General features: G+C 71.6%; 2 protein-coding genes. Both read left to right on the top strand.

Translation table 11 applies throughout. The features are described 5' to 3' along the window. The first annotated feature begins 30 nt into the window (after positions 1-30). The gene (locus ACZ6YV_RS01140; protein WP_465507735.1) at positions 31-2,379 is read left to right on the top strand and encodes a PQQ-dependent sugar dehydrogenase; all 2,349 of its coding nucleotides are present in this window, start codon (positions 31-33) and stop codon (positions 2,377-2,379) included. Between the two features lie 378 nt (positions 2,380-2,757). Continuing rightward, the gene (locus ACZ6YV_RS01135) at positions 2,758-19,548 is read left to right on the top strand and encodes a type I polyketide synthase (RefSeq protein WP_465507734.1); all 16,791 of its coding nucleotides are present in this window, start codon (positions 2,758-2,760) and stop codon (positions 19,546-19,548) included. Positions 19,549-19,560 lie beyond the last annotated feature (12 nt).

The following is a 19,560-nucleotide window of genomic DNA, read 5'->3' as shown; positions in this document are numbered from 1 at the left end:
CGGCAACCGAACAGATCGAGGCTGAATGTGATGCGAAAGATGACACGACGGCGATTGCGGCCGTCCGCGCTGCTGGTCGCGGCGCTGCTCGGGACCACGCTGGTCTCCGGCGTCGGCGGCCAGACCGCTCAGGCGGCGCCGCCGGTCCCGGCGCGCCAGCCCGACGAATCGGTGCTGCGCCCGGCCGAGGCCCAGCACGACCCCCCGAGCAAGCTGCCGCCGGGATTCGCCCAGCAGACCGTGGTTTCGGGCCTCACCGAGCCGACCGCGGTGGCGTTCGCGCCGGACGGCAAGACCTTCATCGCGGAGAAGTCGGGGATCATCCGGGTCCGGGATTCCGTCGATGCCGCGACAGGCAAGGTCTTCGCCGATCTGCGGACCGAGGTGTTCGACGGCTGGGACCGCGGCCTGATCGGCCTGGCCGTGCACCCGAAGTTCCCGCAACAGCCCTACGTCTACGCGCTCTACACCTACGACGCGCCGCCGGGGGAGACCGCGCCGAAGTGGAACGACAAGTGCCCGTCGCCGCCCGGGTACACCGAGGACGGCTGCGTGGTGACCAACCGCATCGTCAAGCTCACGATGGGCGCAGACGGGATCGCCGGTGCGCCGGAGACGCTCGTCAGCGGCTGGTGCCAGCAGTACCCCAGCCACACCGCGGACACGATCGCCTTCGGTCCCGACGGCCTGCTGTACGCCAGCGCCGGTGAAGGCGCCAGCTTCAACTTCGTCGACTACGGCCAGCAGAAGAACCCGTGTGCCGACCCACCGGGCGGCGCGGGCACCAACCTGACCATTCCGGACGCCCGTGGCGGTTCGCTGCGCTCGCAGTCACCGCGCCGCCCCGGCGGCGAGCCGATGGTGCTCAACGGCACCGTGATCCGCGTCGACCCGCTGACCGGCCAGGGCGTGCCCGGCAACCCGTACGCGTCGAGCGCCGACGAGAACGCGCGCCGGATCGTGGCCTACGGCATGCGCAACCCGTTCCGGTTCACCGTGCGCCCGCAGACGGGTGAGGTCTGGCTCGGCGACGTCGGCGAGACGCTGGCGGACGAGATCAACCGGTTCACCCCGGACCCGGCGAAGGCGCCCAACATGGGCTGGCCCTGCTTCGAGGGCAAGGATCCGCATCCCGGCTGGAAGGCCGCCGGGCTGAAGCTGTGCGACTCCCTCTACGCGGAGGGCGGCGATCAGAAGCCGGTTCTGCAGTACGCCGGCGGTGCCAAGGTTTCGCCGGACGACACCTGCCCCAACACCAGCGGTGCGTCGTTGTCCGGGTTCGCTTTCGCCGACGGCCAGACCCTTCCTGAGCCGTACCGGAATTCGCTGTTCTTCAGCGACAGCACCCGCGGCTGCATCTGGGTGATGGGCAAGGACGCGCAGGGCGCACCGGATCCGGCCAAGGTGACCACCTTCGCCAGCGGTCTCGGGGTGCCGGTGCAGCTGGCGTTCGGGCCAGGCGGCAGCCTGTACTACGTCTCGGTCGACACCGGCGAGCTGCGCCGGATCAGCTACGACAACGACCCGAACGTCGCGCCGCAGGCCGTGATCAAGGCCAAGCCGACCGCCGGGCGGTCCCCGCTGTTCGTGCGGTTCGACGGCCGCGGCTCCACCGACCCCGAAGGCGCGCGCCTCCGGTACGAATGGGACCTGGACGGCGACGGCCAGTTCGACGACCGGACGGGGCCGGTGGCGAGCTGGCTTTACCTGAAGAAGCAGTTCGTGCGCCCGGCGCTCAAGGTCACCGACCCTGGCGGCAAGAGCTCGACGGCCAAGGTCGACGTGGTGGTGGACAACGCTCCGCCGCCCGAGCCGGTCCCGGTGATCACCACGCCGGCTCCCACGCTCACCTGGCAGGTCGGCCAGCGGATCTCCTTCTCCGGTGGGGCTTCCGACGCCCAGGACGGCCCGTTGCCCGCCTCGGCGCTGGACTGGAAGCTGACCATGCGGCACTGCGCCGGGGACGGCCACTGCCACAGCCACGACATCGAGACGTTCCCGGGCACGGCCTCGGGTGAGTTCGCCGCGCCCGACCACCCCTACCCGTCGCACCTCGAGCTGACGCTCACCGCCACCGACTCCGACGGCAACGTCAGCACCAAGACCATCGAGCTGCAGCCGCAGACCGTGGACGTCACGTTCAAATCCGACCCGCCGGGCATCGGGGTCACCGTCGGCAACTACGGCGTGGTGACGGACTCGACGGTGAAGGTCATCGTCGGCACCGCGCTCTCGGTCAGCGCCGCCGGCAAGATCGAGATCCCACCGTACGAGCTGGTGTTCGACAAGTGGGGCGACGGCGCCGGGGCGAGCCGCATCATCAAGGCACCCGAGCAACCGGCGACCTACACCGTCTATTACCGGGTCTGCCCCTGCTAGCCGGATTCCGCGGGTAGCAGATCCGTGAAGGCCTCCTTCCCTACCTTGAGCGTAGGGAAGGAGGCCTTCACGACACCGGCTCCACCGTGAGGTGCCTGGGCGCGGGACACACGTGTCCAGAGGCGGAACTCGCGTGACTGGGAGCGGAACTCGCGTGATTGGAGGCGGAACTCGCGTGTTCGCGGTTCCTCGCGGTGCTAGGGGGCGGTTAGGGGTTGTCGGTCCCTCTTCGGCGCAAATATTCTCAGCGGGAATTCTGGGGAAACGTGCGTGTACGGGCAATTCTTTGTTTCGCGGATTCCCGCGGACGCGGTCAGGCTGCGGGGTTTTCGCGCGGGCCGCGCGCGTGGGTGGTTCGTCGTGAAGAGGTGGTGTTGAGTGAGCAATGAGCAGAAGCTTCGGGACTACCTCAAACGTGTGACAGCGGAGCTGGCGCAAACGCGCCAGCGGCTGCAGTCGGCCGAAGAGTCGGAGAACGAGCCGATCGCGATCGTGGGCATCGGCTGCCGGTTCCCCGGCGAGGTGCGCTCCGCCGAGGACCTCTGGGAGCTGGTCCGCGCCGGTGGTGACGCGATCGGCCCCTTCCCCGCCGATCGCGGCTGGGATCTCGAGGCGCTCTACGACGAGGACCCCGACCGGCCGGGCACCAGCTACGTCCGCGAAGGCGGGTTCCTGCCCGACGCCGCCGATTTCGATGCCGGGTTCTTCGGTATCTCGCCGCGTGAGGCGCTGGCGATGGACCCCCAGCAGCGGCTGCTGCTCGAGGTTTCCTGGGAGGTGCTCGAACACGCCGGGATCGTGCCCGCGTCACTGCGCGGCAGCCGGACAGGCGTGTTCTCCGGCGTCGCCTACTTCGACTACCTGAGCCGGTTCTCCGGCGCCGAGCTCCCCGCCGATCTCGAGGGTTACGTCGGCAACGGCAACGTCGGCAGCATGGCCTCCGGCCGGATCGCCTACACCCTCGGCCTCGAAGGCCCCACCCTGACCGTGGACACCGCGTGCTCCTCGTCGCTGGTCACGCTGCACCTGGCTGTCCGTGCGCTGCGGGCGGGCGAATGCGATCTGGCACTGGCGGGCGGGGTCACCGTCATGCCCAGTCCGGCCACGTTCCAGGATTTCAGCCGTCAGCGCGGGCTCGCCACCGACGCGCGCTGCAAGGCGTTCGGTGAAGGCGCCGACGGCACCAGCATGAGCGAAGGCGTCGGCATGTTCCTGGTGGAACGGCTCTCCGACGCCAGGCGCAACGGGCACACCGTACTCGCCGTGGTCCGCGGCACCGCTGTCAACTCCGACGGCGCCAGCAGCGGGCTCACCGCCCCCAACGGCCCTTCCCAGCAGCGGGTCATCCGCGCCGCGCTCGACAGCGCCGGTCTCAAACCGTCCGATGTGGACGCTGTCGAGGCGCACGGCACGGGTACCTCTCTTGGCGACCCGATCGAGGCGCAGGCGCTGATCGCGGCGTACGGGCAGGATCGGGCGGCACCGCTGTGGCTGGGCTCGGTGAAGTCCAATATCGGCCACACGCAGGCGGCCGCCGGTGCCGCGGGCGTGATCAAGATGATCATGGCCATGCGGCACGGTGTACTACCGAAGACGCTGCATGTCAGCGCGCCGACGTCCCAAGTGGACTGGACCGCGGGCGCGGTCTCGGTGCTGACCGAAGCCAGGCCGTGGCCGGAGACCGGGCAGCCCCGCCGCGCCGGTGTCTCGTCGTTCGGCATGAGCGGGACCAACGCCCACGTCGTACTCGAACAGGCGCCGGAGGTCGAGTCCGCGGATCTCTCGCCGAACGGCCCGGCGGTGGTTCCGTGGGTGCTTTCGGCCAAAACGCCGGAGGCGCTGAGGGACCAGGCCGGACTGCTGAGGCAGGCCGTCGGCCCGTCGGCGGACGTCGCCGACGTGGCGTTCTCGCTGGCGACCACCCGGTCGTCGCTGGAACACCGAGCGGTCGTACTGGGCGAAGGCCACGAGGATCTCCTCGCCGCGATCACGGCCCTGGCCGAGGGGACGACGTCACCGGACGTGGTGACCGGTATCGCGACGCGCGGCAAGACCGCGTTTTTGTTCGCTGGTCAGGGTTCGCAGCGGTTGGGTATGGGGGCGGAGCTGTATGCGGAGTTCCCTGTTTTCGCTGAAGCTTTTGATGCGGCATGCGAGTTTCTGCCGCCGTTAGGTGATCTTGGCCGTACGGAGTTCGCGCAGCCTGCGTTGTTCGCTCTTGAGGTTGCGTTGTATCGACTTGTCGAGTCGTGGGGAGTGCGTCCTGATTTCCTGCTGGGTCATTCCATTGGTGAGATCGCGGCCGCGCATGTCGCTGGGGTGTTCTCCCTGGAGGACGCGGGCAAGCTGGTGTCCGCTCGTGGCCGGTTGATGCAGGCGTTGCCCGCTGGTGGCGTGATGGTTGCTATCGAGGCGACTGAGGACGAGTTCGTGCCGACGGCGGAGTTCGGGATCGCGGCGGTGAATGGTCCGAATTCGGTGGTGATTTCGGGTGCCGAGTCTGCGGTTGTCGCTCTTGCTGAAGAGTTCGCGGCCAAGGGTCGTAAGACGAAGCGGCTTGAGGTGAGTCATGCGTTCCACTCGCCGTTGATGGAACCGATGCTCGCCGAGTTCGCCGAAGTCCTCACCGGGATCACGTTCAATGAGGCCGTGATTCCGGTGGTGTCCACTGTGTCCGGTGGGCTCGCCGCGGACTTGGCGTCACCGCGGTACTGGCTTGATCATGTGCGTCAGGCGGTGCGTTTCGCCGACGGCGTCCGAACGTTGGCGGCACAGGGCGTGACCCGGTTCGCCGAAATCGGACCCGACGGCGTGCTGACGGCGATGGCCCAAGGCTGCCTCTCCGACACTGAAGCCCTTCTAGTGCCGTTCCTGCGGGCCGATCGACCCGAGGTGCGCACCGCGATCACCACGCTGGCCGCACTGCACACCCGCGGCGTCCCGGTGGACTGGACCGCGCTGGTCAGCGGTCGCCGGATCGGGCTGCCCACCTATGCCTTCCAGCACGACCGGTACTGGTTCGACGCCCCGGCCGCGTCAAACCAGCGGTCCGCCGCGACCGGGCTCGGGCTCGCCGCGACCGAGCATCCGCTGCTCGGTGCCGTGATCGAACTCGCCGCCGGTGAGGAGACCGTCCTCACCGGACGCCTGTCCCTCGCCACCCATCCCTGGCTCGCCGGGCACGCGGTGCACGGGCGGGTACTGGTGCCCGGCACCGCGTTCGTGGAACTCGCCGTCCAGGCAGGCGACCGGGCAGGCTGCGACCAGGTCGACGAGCTGATCATCGAGGCACCGCTCTACCTGCCGGAAACCGGCGGCACCCGGCTGCAGGTGTCGATCGGCGGCCGGGACGAGCACGGACGCCGTGAACTCGGCCTGTTCTCCCAGCCCGAGGACGATCCGGACGCCGCCTGGACCCGGCACGCGGCGGGTTCCCTCAGCTCAGGCCCCCGTCGGACGGCCGATACCCTCGCCACCTGGCCCCCGCCGGAAGCCGAGCCTGTCGACCTCGGCGACTTCTACGCGGATGCCGCGCGCCAGGGATTCGCCTACGAGCCCCCGTTCCAGGGGTTGCGGGCCGTCTGGCGGCTCGGCGACGACGTGTTCGCCGAGGTCGAACTGCCGTCCGAAGCCAAGGCGGACGCGGACCGGTTCGCGGTCCATCCGGCCCTGCTGGACGCCGCGCTGCACGCGCTCGCGTTCGGCGACCTGATCCCCGGTGGCACCGCGGGCAAACTCCCCTTCGCCTGGACCGACGTCGTGGTCCACGCGGTGGCCGCCGCTTCGCTGCGGGTCCGGCTGAGCCCGGCCGGGACCGACGCCGTCGCCGTGCTGGTCGCGGACGGAGCCGGCGAACCGGTCGCCGAGATCGGCTCTCTCACCTTGCGCCCGCTGGCCGCCGACGCGCCGACCGACCGGCATCGCGACAGTCTGTTCCGGCTGGACTGGCACCCGATTCCCGCCGGGGATGCGCAGCCGTCCGTCGCCGTGTTCGGCGACGACTTCACCGGTTTCGCGGAACTGGCGGCCCGGGACGGGCTGCCCGGCTACGCGGTGGTCCCGTTCACCGCGACGACGGCGGACCTCGCCGGGCAGGTCGGCCGGATGCTGCGGCTGGTCCAGGACTGGCTCGCCGAGGAAGCGCTGGCGGACACCCGGTTCGTCCTGCTCACCGGCAACGCGGTGACCACCGGCGAGGACGCCGCGCCGGAGCCCGCCGCCGCGGCCGTCTGGGGACTGCTGCGCTCGGTCCGCGAGGAGAATCCCGGCCGGGTCGTGCAGATCGACGCGGACGACGGCCACGCGTCCGTCGTGGCCGCGTTGTCCTCCGGCGAACCCGAGGTGGCTGTCCGCGACGGGAAGTTGTTCGGCGCGAGGCTGGTCAGGGCCGAGCCGCCGGCCGTGCCGCCAGCCGGTCCGTGGCGACTGGAGAGCCGCCGGAAGACCACCCTGGCCGAGCTCGCCCTGCTGCCGTGCCCCGAGGCCGCCGCGCCGCTGGCGCCGGGGGAGGTCCGGGTTTCGGTCCGCGCGGCGGGCCTGAACTTCCGTGACGTGCTCAACGCGCTCGGCATGTACCCCGGTGACGCCGGGCTCATCGGCGTCGAAGGCGCCGGGGTCGTCACCGAACTCGGCTCGGCGGTCACCGGGCTCGCTGTCGGCGACAGGGTGCTCGGGCTGCTGCCCGGCGGTTTCGGCCCGCTCGCGGTCACCGACGCCCGCACGGTCGTGCGCATGCCCGAGCACTGGAGCTTCACCGAGGCGGCTTCGGTCCCGGTCGTGTTCCTCACCGCCTTCTACGCGCTGCGGGACCTCGCCGGTCTGCGCGCGGGGGAATCGCTGCTGGTGCACGCGGCGGCGGGCGGTGTCGGCATGGCCGCCGTGCAGCTGGCGCGGCATTGGGGCATCGAGGTCTTCGGCACCGCGAGCGCCGCCAAGCAGCCGGTTCTGCGGGGTCTCGGCATCGACGACGACCACCTCGCCTCCTCCCGGGACCTCGACTTCGCGGACAAGTTCCTCGCGGCCACCGGCGGCCGCGGGGTGGACGTCGTACTGAACGCGCTCGCGAACGAGTTCGTCGACGCGTCGCTGCGCCTGCAGCCGCGCGGTGGCCGGTTCCTGGAGATGGGCAAAACCGACGTCCGCGAACCCGAAGCGGTCGCCGCCGCCCACGAAGGCGTGCGCTACCAGGCATTCGACCTCGGCGACGCCGGTCCGCGGCGGATCGGCGAGATGCTTGGCGAGGTGCTGGCCCTGTTCGACGCGGGCGCGCTCGACTTCCTGCCGATCCGCACCTGGGACGTCCGCCGGGGCGCGGAGGCGTTCCGGTTCGTTTCCCAGGCCAAGCACATCGGCAAGGTGGTGCTCACGGTGCCGCGCCCGCTCGACGAGCAGGGCACCGTCCTGATCACCGGCGGCACCGGCACGCTCGGCGGGCTGGTCGCCCGGCATCTGGTCACCGAGCACGGCGTGCGACATCTGCTGCTGGCGAGCCGCACCGGCCGCGCCCCCGCGCTGGAAGCCGAGCTGACCGAACTCGGCGCACAAGTCCGTATCGCGGCGTGCGACGTCGCGGACCCCGACCAGCTGGGCACGCTCCTGGCGGAGATCCCGGCCGGGCACCCGCTCACCGCCGTGGTCCACGCGGCGGGGGTCCTCGACGACGGGATCATCCCGTCGCTCGACGACGACAGGCTCACCGCGGTGCTGCGGCCCAAGGCGGACGCGGCCCTCGTGCTGCACCGGCTGACCCGACACCTCGACCTCGCCGAATTCGTGCTCTTTTCCTCCGGTGCCGGGGTTTTCGGCAGCCCGGGGCAGGGCGCCTACGCGGCGGCCAACGCCTGCCTCGACGCGCTGGCCGAGCAGCGCCGCGCCACCGGCCTGCCCGCCGCCGCACTGGCGTGGGGGCTGTGGGCGGAAGCCAGCGGGATGACCGCGGGACTCGGTGAGACCGACCGCGCCCGGCTGGAACGCGGCGGCAGCACGGCCTTGTCGAGCGAGCAGGGGCTCGCGTTGTTCGACGTCGGCCGCGGCGGTCCCCACGCGACGCTCGTGCCCGCGCCACTCGATCTGGCCGCACTCCGTGCCGAGGCCCGCGCGGGCACTCTCCCGGTGTTGCTGCGCGGCCTGGTGTCCGCCGGTTTCCGGCGGACCGCTTCGGCCGCGGCGACGGCACAGGGCGGTGAGCTCGTCCGAAGGCTGGCCGGACTGTCCGATGTGGACCGTGAGCAGGCGCTGGTGGATCTGGTCCGCGCCGAGGCCGCGGTGGTGCTCGCGCACCGTTCGGCCGACAGCGTCGATCCCGGCCGCGCGTTCAAGGAACTCGGCTTCGACTCGCTGACCGCGATCGAACTGCGCAACCGGCTCGGTGCCGCGACAGGCCTGAAGCTACCGGCGACCCTGGTCTTCGACTACCCGGCGCCGATCGTGCTCGGCCGCTTCCTCGACGAAGAGTTGCGTGGTGGCGCCGCGGGAACCGCCGCACCGGTCCGCACCACCGCCGGGGTGACCGACGAACCGATCGCCATTGTCGGCATGGCCTGCCGTCTGCCGGGCGGCATCGACGGCCCGGACGGGCTGTGGCGGCTGCTCGAAGACGGTGCCGACGCGATCGGCCCCATGCCCGCCGACCGCGGCTGGGACATCGACCGGCTCTACGACGCCGACCCGGACAAAGCCGGGACGATGTACACCGTCGACGGCGGCTTCGTGGCCGGCGCCGCCGACTTCGACCCCGCGTTCTTCGGGATTTCCCCGCGTGAAGCGCTCGCGATGGACCCGCAGCAGCGGCTGTTGCTGGAGACCTCGTGGGAGGCGCTGGAGAGGGCGGGTATCGACCCCCTGTCCTTGCGCGGCTCCGCCACCGGTGTGTTCGCGGGTGCGGGTGGGTCCGACTACGCGAACGTGCTGAAGAACGCGCCGGCGGAAACGGAGATGCACGTCCTCACCGGCACGGCGGGTGCGGTGGTCTCGGGCCGGATCGCCTACGTCCTGGGGCTGGAAGGCCCCGCGGTCACCGTCGACACCGCTTGTTCGTCCTCGCTGGTCGCGTTGCACCTGGCGGCCCAGTCGCTCCGGCAGGGCGAATGCGATCTCGCGCTGGCCGGGGGCGTCACGGTGATGGCCACCCCGGCGACGTTCGTCGAATTCAGCCGTCAGCGCGGTCTCGCCGCCGACGGCCGGTGCAAGCCCTTCGCCGAGGCCGCGGACGGCACAGGCTGGGGCGAGGGCGCCGGAGTGCTGCTGGTAGAACGGTTGTCGGACGCCCGGCGGCTCGGCCACCCCGTGCTCGCGGTGGTGCGAGGCAGCGCGGTGAACTCCGACGGCGCCTCGAACGGCTTGACCGCGCCGAACGGTCCTTCGCAGCAGCGGGTCATCCGGGCGGCGCTGGCGAGCGCCGGCCTTTCACCGTCCGATGTGGACGTTGTCGAGGCGCACGGCACGGGCACCGCGCTGGGCGACCCGATCGAGGCGCAGGCGCTGCTGGCGACCTACGGCCAGGACCGGGACGAACCGTTGTGGCTGGGGTCGGTGAAGTCGAACCTGGGGCACACGCAGGCCGCGGCCGGGGTCGCGGGCGTGATCAAGATGGTGCTGGCGATGCGGCACGGTGTGCTGCCGAAGTCGTTGCACGTGGACTCGCCCTCGTCGCAGGTCGACTGGTCGGCCGGGTCGGTGGAACTGCTCACCGAGGCCAAGGCCTGGCCGTCGGCCGGGCGTCCGCGACGGGCGGGGATCTCCTCGTTCGGCATCAGCGGGACCAACGCGCACACCATCATCGAGCAGGCGCCCGACGAGGCTCCGGCCCGGCAGACCGCCGCACCGTCGGTACTGCCCTGGGTTCTCTCGGCGAAGACCGCTGACGGGCTGCGAGCACAGGCGACGCGGCTGCGCTCCTTTGTGGACTCTCCGACGGACTTGGCCGATGTCGCGTTCTCGCTGGCGACGACCCGGGCCTCGCTTGAGCACCGCGCGGTCTTGCTGGGCGAGGACAAGGACGAACTGCTGCGGTCGCTGACCGCGCTGGCCGACGGCGAGTCCTCGGCCGCTGTGGTGGCCGGGACGCCAGTACGGGGCAAGCTCGCGTTCCTGTTCAGCGGCCAGGGCGCCCAGCGGGTGGCCATGGGACGCGAGCTGTACGCGGAGTTCCCGGTGTTCGCCGAGGCGTACGACGCTGCCTGCGCCCACTTGCCTTCGGGGCTGCGTGAGGTCGTGGCAGGCGACGCCGAAGCGTTGAACCGGACGGAATTCTCCCAGCCCGCCCTGTTCGCGATCGAGGTCGCGCTGTACCGGCTGGCCGAATCCTGGGGGATCCGGGCCGACTTCCTGCTGGGGCATTCGATCGGCGAGGTCGCGGCGGCCCACGTCGCGGGCGTGTTCTCCCTGGCGGACGCGGGCAAACTGATCACCGCCCGCGGACGGCTGATGCAGGCGCTGCCCGACGGCGGGGCGATGGTGGCGGTCGAAGCGACCGAGGACGAGTTCGAACCGGACGGCGAGTTCGGGGTCGCCGCGGTGAACGGTCCCGATTCGGTGGTCCTCTCGGGCGCCGAGGACGTGGTGTGCCGGATCGCGGCGGAGTTCGCGGCCAAGGGCCGCAAGACGAAGCGGCTCGCGGTCAGCCACGCGTTCCACTCGCCGTTGATGGAGCCCATGCTCGCCGGGTTCGCCGAAGTGCTCGCCACCCTGACCTACCACGAACCGGCGATTCCGCTGGTGTCCACCGTGACGGGGGCCGTCTCCACCGAACTCGCCTCACCCGGGTACTGGCTGGAGCACGTCCGCGCCGCCGTGCGGTTCGCCGACGGTGTAGGGGAACTGGCCGCCCAGGGCGTGACCACCTTCGTCGAACTGGGCCCCGACGGGGTGTTGAGCGGACTCGCCCAGCGGGCCCTGCCCGACACGGAAAGCCTGTTCGTGCCGGTGCTGCGCGCGGACCGGCCCGAAGTGCGTTCGGCGCTGGGCATGGTGAGCGCGGTGCACACCCGCGGGATCGCGGTGGACTGGACAGCGCTGCTCACCGGCAACCGGGTCGAACTGCCCACCTACGCTTTCCAGCACGAACACTTCTGGCCGAAGGGCATGGGCGGGCACGGCGACCTCACGGCGGCCGGGCTCGGCAGCGCCGACCACCCGCTGCTCGGGGCGGCGGTGGAGGTCGCGGACGGCGAACTGGTCCTCACCGGACGTCTCGCGCTGGCCACCCACGGCTGGCTGGCCGACCACGTGGTCCGTGACAGGGTGCTCCTGCCGGGGACCGCGTTCGTCGAACTGGCGCTGCAGGCCGGGAAACGGACCGGATACGACCGGCTCGCCGAGCTCACGCTGTCGGCGCCGCTCGTCCTGCCGGAGACCGGCGGGGTGCGGCTCCAGGTGGTCCTGCGCCCGGCAGACGAAGGGACCGGCCGGGAAATCGCGATCTACTCACGTCGCGACGCCGACGGGGAGGAGTGGACTCAGCACGCCCTCGGCACGCTGGTCGCCGCGCTATCGACAGAGCAGCCGGGCGCGCTGACCGAGTGGCCGCCGCCCGGCGCGGTACCGGCCGGGCTCGGTGAGTTCTACGAAAGTTTCGGCGAGGGCTTCCGCTACGGCCCGGCTTTCCGCGGCCTGCGTGCCGTGTGGACGCTCGGGGACGACGTCTACACCGAGGTCGAGCTGCCGTCGGAAGAGCATTCCGAGGCGGCCCGGTGTGGTCTGCATCCCGCGCTGCTCGACGCCGCGTTGCACGGAATCGGGTTCGGCGGGTTCGTCTCCGACGCGGGCGCGGGTTTCCTGCCGTTCGTGTGGAGCGACGTGGCGCTGCACGCCACCTCGGCCACGGCCGTACGGGTCAAGCTCAGCCCGGCCGGGCCGGACGCGGTGTCGGTGCTGGTCGCCGATGCCGAAGGGGCACCGGTCGCCGAAGTCGGCTCGTTGGCCCTGCGCGCGGTGACCGCCGATTCGGTACGGGACTCGGCGATCCCGGCGGACACTTTGTGGACGGTCGACTGGGTCGCGCTCCCGGCCGGACCTGCCGTGGACACCGAGGTGACGGTGCTCGCGGACCTCGCGGAACTGAACGGCGAAGTGCCCCCGATCGTGGTGGTCGACTGTGCGGCCGACGGCGCGGCCGCGGGTGAACTGACTTCGTCGACGCTCGAACTCGTCCAAGAGTGGTTGCGCGACAAGGCTTTCGAGGACTCGCTGCTGGTGGTTCGGACGCGCGGCGCGGTCGCGACAAGTGCGAGCGAGGATGTTCGCGACCTCCCCGCCGCCGCGGTCCACGGCCTGCTGCGCAGTGTCCAGTCCGAGCACCCCGGCCGCGTGCTGGTGGTGGACGTCGACGAAGACCCGCGGTCCCTCGGGCTGGCGCTGTCGATCTCCGGCGAGCCGGAGATCGCGGTGCGGGGCGGCGAGCTTTTCGTGCCACGCCTTGCCCGCGTTTCCCGGACCGCCGAGCTGGCGGCGCCCGCGGACGGACCTTGGCGCCTCGACAGCGTCGGCAAGGGCACGCTGGGGAACCTCAGCCTGCTGCCTTGGCCTGCCGCGCGGGAACCGTTGGGCGAACTCGAAGTGCGCGTCGCCATGCGGGCCGCGGGGGTGAACTTCCGTGACGTGCTGAACGCGCTGGGCATGTATCCCGGCGACGCCGGTCTCATGGGCATGGAAGGCGCCGGGGTGGTTCTGGAGGTCGGTGCGAAGGTCACCGGGCTGACTCCGGGCGATCGCGTGCTCGGCCTGATCTCGGCGTCCTTCGGCCCGGTGGCGGTGGCCGACTCCCGGATGCTGGCCAGGATTCCGGCCGGATGGTCCTTTGTGGACGCTGCTTCGGTGCCGCTGGTCTTCCTCACCGCGTTCTACGCTTTGCGTGATCTGGCCGACGTCAGGTCGGGGGACGCGGTGCTGGTGCACGCGGCGGCTGGCGGGGTGGGCATGGCCGCGGTGCAGCTGGCCCGGCACTGGGGTGCCGAGGTCTTCGCGACGGCGAGTGCGGGTAAGTGGGACGCGGTTCGTGCGCTGGGTGTGGCCGACGACCACGTCGCGTCGTCACGGGACACCGGCTTCGAGGCGAAGTTCCTTGCTGCGTCCGAAGGTCGTGGTGTGGATGTGGTCCTCGACGCGCTGGCCGGTGAGTTCGTCGACGCGTCGCTGCGGTTGTTGCCGCGTGGCGGCCGGTTCGTGGAGATGGGCAAGACCGACGTTCGTGAGCCGGGCGAGGTCGCGGCCGAGTTCCCCGGTGTTGTCTATCGGGCCTTTGACCTGATCGAGGCCGGTCCGGTGCGGATCGGTGAGATGTTGACCGAGCTGGTCGGGTTGTTCGAGGCCGGTGCGTTGTCTCCCTTGCCTTCTCGGGTGTGGGATGTGCGGCAGGCGCCGGAGGCTTTCCGGTTCATGTCGCAGGCGAAGCACGTGGGCAAGGTCGTACTGAGCGTGCCGCGGCCGCTTGATCCGGCGGGAACGGTGTTGATCACCGGCGGTACCGGGAATCTGGGCGCACTGGTGGCCCGGCACCTGGTCGGTCAGGGTGCGCGGAAACTGTTGCTGGTGAGCCGTCGTGGTGTGGCGGCTCCGGGTGCGGATGCGTTGGTTGATGAGCTGACCGGTCTGGGTGCCGAGGTTTCGGTGGTCGCGTGTGACGTGGCGGATCGTGACGCGTTGGCTGAAATGTTGTCCACTGTGGACTTGACGGCGGTGGTGCACACCGCGGGCGTGCTGGACGACGGGGTCGTGGAGTCCTTGACTGCCGACCGCGTCGCCGGGGTGCTGAGTCCGAAGGCGGGCGCGGCATGGAATCTTCACGAGTTGACGAAAGACAGCGATCTGGCCGAGTTCGTGGTGTTCTCGTCGGCATCGGGAGTGTTCGGCAATCCCGGTCAGGCGAACTACTCGGCGGCGAATGTCTTCCTGGATGCTCTGGCCGCTCACCGCCGGGCACACGGTTTGCCGGGGTTGTCGCTGGCGTGGGGCCTGTGGGATCAGGAAAACGGCGGCATGGGGGCGACCCTCGGTGTCGCCGACCGCGCCCGCACCGCCCGGTCCGGCAGCGCCGCGATCCGTCCGGAACAGGGGCTTGCCCTGTTCGACGCCGCCCGTGCGCGGGCCGCGTCTCTGCTGGTCCCCGCACCGCTCGACCCGGCCTCCCTGCGAGACACGGCCGTACCGGCGCTGCTCCGGGGACTCGCCCGGCCGTCTGCCCGGCGCGCCGCCTCCGGTAAGGCGGGCGACGGCAGTTCCCTGGTGGGCGAGCTTTCCGGGCTCTCCCCGGCGGAACAGGACAAGCGGCTCACCGACCTGGTGCGGGCCAACGCGGCGATCGTGCTCGGGTATGCCTCGGCGGACCGCATCGAACCGCTGCAGGCGTTCAAGGACCTCGGTTTCGACTCGCTGACCTCGGTCGAACTGCGCAACCGGCTGGCTTCCGCGATCGGCGCGAAACTGCCGGCCACGCTGATCTTCGACTACCCCAGCCCGGCGGTGCTCGGGACGTACCTGCGCACCGAACTGCTCGGCACCCAGCCCGCCCTCGCCGCCGCACCGGTGCGGCGGCAGGCGGTCACGGACGACCCGATCGTCATCGTCGGCATGGCCTGCCGTTTCCCCGGCGGAGCGAATTCGCCGGAGGAGTTCTGGGATCTGCTGCTCCAGGGCCGCGACGCGATTTCGGAGTTCCCGGCCGACCGCGGCTGGGACGCCAAGGCGCTGTACCACCCGGACCCCGCCCACGAGGGCACGACCTACACCGTCGAGGGCGGGTTCCTGCACGACGCCACGGAGTTCGACCCCGGGTTCTTCGGCATCTCGCCCCGCGAGGCGCTGGCGATGGACCCCCAGCAGCGGCTGCTGCTGGAGACCGCGTGGGAGGCCTTCGAACGCGCCGGACTGGACGCCACCGCCCTGCGCGGCACCGCCACCGGCGTCTTCGCCGGGACGATGGGCCAGGACTACGCCAGTGTCCTGCAGAACGCGTCGGCGGAGACCGAGGCACACGCGCTGACCGGCAACGCGGCGTCCATCGTGTCCGGTCGCATCGCCTACACCCTCGGGCTGGAAGGCCCCGCCGTCACCGTGGACACCGCGTGCTCGTCTTCATTGGTGGCCTTGCACCTGGCCATGCAGTCCCTCCGCACCGGCGAATGCGACCTGGCGCTGGCCGGTGGCGTGACCGTGATGGCCACCCCTGCGGCCTTCATCGACTTCAGCCGCCAGCGCGGGCTGGCCGCGAACGGGCGCTGCAAGCCGTTCTCGGCCGACGCCGACGGCACGAGCTGGGGCGAAGGCGCCGGAATGCTGGTCGTAGAAAGGCTTTCCGACGCCCGGCGGCACGGACACTCCGTACTCGCGATCGTGCGGGGCAGCGCGGTCAACTCCGACGGCGCGTCCAACGGGCTGACCGCGCCCAACGGTCCCTCGCAGCAGCGGGTGATCAAGGCGGCGCTGGCCGGGGCCGGCCTCGCACCGTCCGATGTGGACGTCGTGGAGGCGCACGGCACCGGAACCTCGCTGGGCGACCCGATCGAGGCGCAGGCCCTACTGGCCGCCTACGGGCAGGACCGCGACCGGCCACTGTGGCTGGGGTCGGTCAAGTCGAACCTCGGGCACACCCAGGCCGCGGCGGGCGTCGCGGGCATCATCAAGATGGTCATGGCGATGCGGCACGGGGTGCTGCCGAAGACACTGCACGCCGACCAGGCGTCACCGCATGTGGACTGGTCGGCGGGCGCGGTGGAACTGCTCACCGAAGCCCAGCCGTGGACCCGGAACGGGACCCCGCGCCGGGCGGCGGTCTCCTCGTTCGGGATCAGCGGGACCAACGCGCACACCGTCCTCGAAGAAGCACCGGAAGCGCCGCCCGCCGCGGTGACGGCGGACCGGCCGCTGGTGCCGTGGGTGCTCTCCGCCAAGTCGGTACCCGCGCTGCGAGCCCAGGCGGACAGGCTCCGGGCCCGTGTCCTCACCGGCACGGCCCCGAACCCGGTCGACCTCGGCTGGTCGCTCGCCGCATCCCGCGCCGCTCACGAACACCGCGCGGTGGTGCTCATCGAGGACGCCGCGAGCGCGGCCGCCGGGCTCGGCGCGGTGGCGGCGGGGGAAGCACTGGCAAGCGTGGCGGAAGGGACCGCGAACACCGGCAAGCTGGCCTTCCTCTTCACCGGCCAGGGCGCTCAGCGCCAGGGAATGGGTTCGCAGCTGTACCGCGAGTTCCCGGTGTTCACCGAAGCCTTCGACGCCGTCTGCGCGGAACTCGACCCGAAGCTCGGCCGGTCGCTGCGGTCGGTGCTCGAAGACGAACCGGATCTGCTCGACCAGACCCGTTTCACCCAGGCGGCGCTGTTCGCTCTCGAGGTCGCGTTGTTCCGGCTGGTCGAGTCCTGGGGCGTCCGCCCGGACTTCCTGCTGGGGCACTCCATCGGGGAGATCGCCGCCGCGCACGTCGCCGGTGTGTTCTCGCTCGCGGACGCGGCCACGCTCGTGGCGGCTCGCGGGTCGCTCATGCAGGCGCTGCCGTCCGGCGGCGCGATGCTGGCCGTCGAGGCCACCGAGGACGAAGTACTGGTGCAGCTGAAAGCCGTACCGGACGCGGTGGACGTCGCCGCGGTCAACGGGCCGCGTTCGGTGGTGATCTCCGGCGCCGAAGCCGCGGTGCTCGCGGTGGCGGACGGCTTCACCGCACAGGGCCGCCGGACCAAGCGGCTGACCGTCAGCCACGCGTTCCACTCGGCCTTGATGGAGCCGATGCTCGCGGAGTTCGCCGAGGTCCTCGGCGGGCTCACCTTCGCGGAGCCGCGGATCCCGATCATTTCGAACGTGACCGGTGAGCTCGCCACGGGACTTTCCGAGCCCGCGTACTGGACCGCGCACGTCCGTCAGGCCGTCCGGTTCGCCGACGGGGTCGGCCTCCTCACCGATGCCGGGGTGACGACGTGGCTCGAACTCGGGCCGGACGGGGTGCTTTCCGCGATGGCCCGTGAGTGCCTGCCGGAGCAGGGGACCGAGGCCGCTTTCGCCTCGGTGCTGCGCGGCGAGCGTGACGAGTCGCGTGCGGCGCTCGGTGCGCTGGGAAAGGTGTGGGCGAGCGGCGGGGAGGTCGACTGGGCCGCGTACTTCGGCCCGGCCAACCGGGTCGACTTGCCGACCTACGCCTTCCAGCGGCAGCGGTACTGGCTCGACGCCCCGGCCACCACCCCACTGGAGCAATCGTCCGAAGTGGACAGCCGGTTCTGGGCGGCGGTGGAACGCCAAGACCTCGGTTCCTTGGCGGAAGGCCTCGACGTGGACCAGCCGCTCAGCGCGGTGCTCCCGGCGATAGCGGAGTGGCGGCGGCAGCAGCGCGACGAGTCCGTTGTGGACGGACTGCGGTATCGCGTGAGCTGGCAACGGCTGCCCGAACGGCGGGGCGGGGGAGTCACCGGTTCCTGGTTGCTGCTGGTGCCCGCCGACGGCCACCCGGCCGCCGAAGCGGTGAGCCGGGCACTCGGCGCCGAGGTCCGGACCCTTCCGCTGCCGTCGGACTCCGGCCGCTGGGGAAGCGAGTACACCGGTGTCGCCGCCTTGCTGCCCGCGGGCGCACACGCGGCGACGGAAGCCCTCGCCCTGATCCAAGCGCTCGGGACGGCCGGGCTCGACGCGCCGCTGTGGCTGCTCACCCAGGGAGCGGTGACCACCGGCGGCGGCGACAGGCTCGCCGACCCCGCGCAGGCACAGGCCTGGGGCCTTGGCCGCGTGGCCGGGCTGGAGCTCCCCGACCGGTGGGGCGGTCTCGTCGACCTTCCCGCCGACTGTGACGACCGTGCCGCCGAGCGGGTGCTGGACGCGCTCACCGGGGACGAGGACCAGGTGGCCGTACGGTCCACCGGGACGTTCGCCCGGCGGCTCGTCCGGTCCGTGAAACCGGCGGGAGCCACGGCTTGGCGGCCGTCGGGCACGGTCCTGATCACCGGTGGCACCGGCGCGCTGGGCGCGCGGGTGGCTCGATGGGCGGCGCGCAACGGTGCCGGTCACCTGGTGCTGACCAGCAGGCGGGGCGCCGACGCGCCCGGTGCCGGGGACCTCGCCGAGGAACTGCGCGGACTCGGCGCCGAGGTCACGGTCGCCGCCTGCGACGTGGCCGACCGCGACGCCGTCGCCGCCCTGCTCCAGAGCCTGCCCGCCGGGCCGGACTCGGTGGTGCACGCGGCAGGGGTGTCCCGTTCGGCACCGCTGGGCGAGACCTCGGCGGCCGACTTCGCCGAGGTGCTCGACGGCAAGGTCGCCGGTGCGGTCCACCTGCACGAACTCACCCGCGATCGGGACCTCGACGCGTTCGTCGTGTTCTCCTCCATCGCCGGGATCTGGGGCAGCGCCGGGCAAAGCGGCTACTCGGCCGCCAACGCGGCGCTCGACGCGGTGATCGAGCAGCGACGCGCCGACGGGCTGCCGGGGACCGCGATCGCCTGGGGCCCCTGGGCCGAAGGCGGCATGGCCGACGGCGAGGGCGGCGAGCAGCTGCGGCGGCTCGGGCTGGCGGGGCTGGCGCCCGAGCGGGCGCTCCTCGCGCTGGCCGGGGCTGTCGGCGCCGGGGACGCCACGGTGACCATCGCCGACGTCGACTGGTCACGATTTCTGCCGGTGTTCACCTCGGCCCGGCCTGCCCGGCTGTTCGACACGCTGCCGGAGGCCGCCACCGGACCGGCCGCGGCCGCTGAGCCAGGGCGCCGGGACGAGCTGGCCGGGATGAGCCCGGCCGAACTCCGGCGCACCCTGCTCGACCTGGTCTGCGCCGAGACCGCGGCGGTGCTCCAGCTGCCGGGCGGCGGCGACATCGGTCCCGCGCGCCCGTTCCGCGACCTCGGGCTGGACTCGGTCACCGCGGTGGAACTGCGGGACAGGCTCGCCGCGGCGGCCGGGGTCCCGTTGCCCGCCAGCACCGTGTTCGACCACCCGAGCCCGGACGCGCTCGTCGTGCACCTGGCCGCGGAGATAGCCGGGGACGGCGACGAGTCCGGCGAGTCCGACGAGGACGGGCAGCTCCGCCGCGCGCTGGCCCTGATCTCGCCGGCCGCGCTGCGGGAGGCCGGGCTCAGCGGCACGTTGCTGCGACTGGCCGGGCTGACGGACCCGGATTCGCCGGACCAGTCCGGGGACGGGGATCTCCTCGACTCGATGGATCTCGACAACCTGGTGAAGATCGCGCTCGACGGCAATTCCTGATTGACACAGCCA

The organism is Amycolatopsis sp. NPDC102522 (assembly GCF_055584485.1).
The sequence above is the reverse complement of the archived record's forward strand: the minus strand, read 5'-3'. Positions and strand labels throughout refer to the sequence as shown.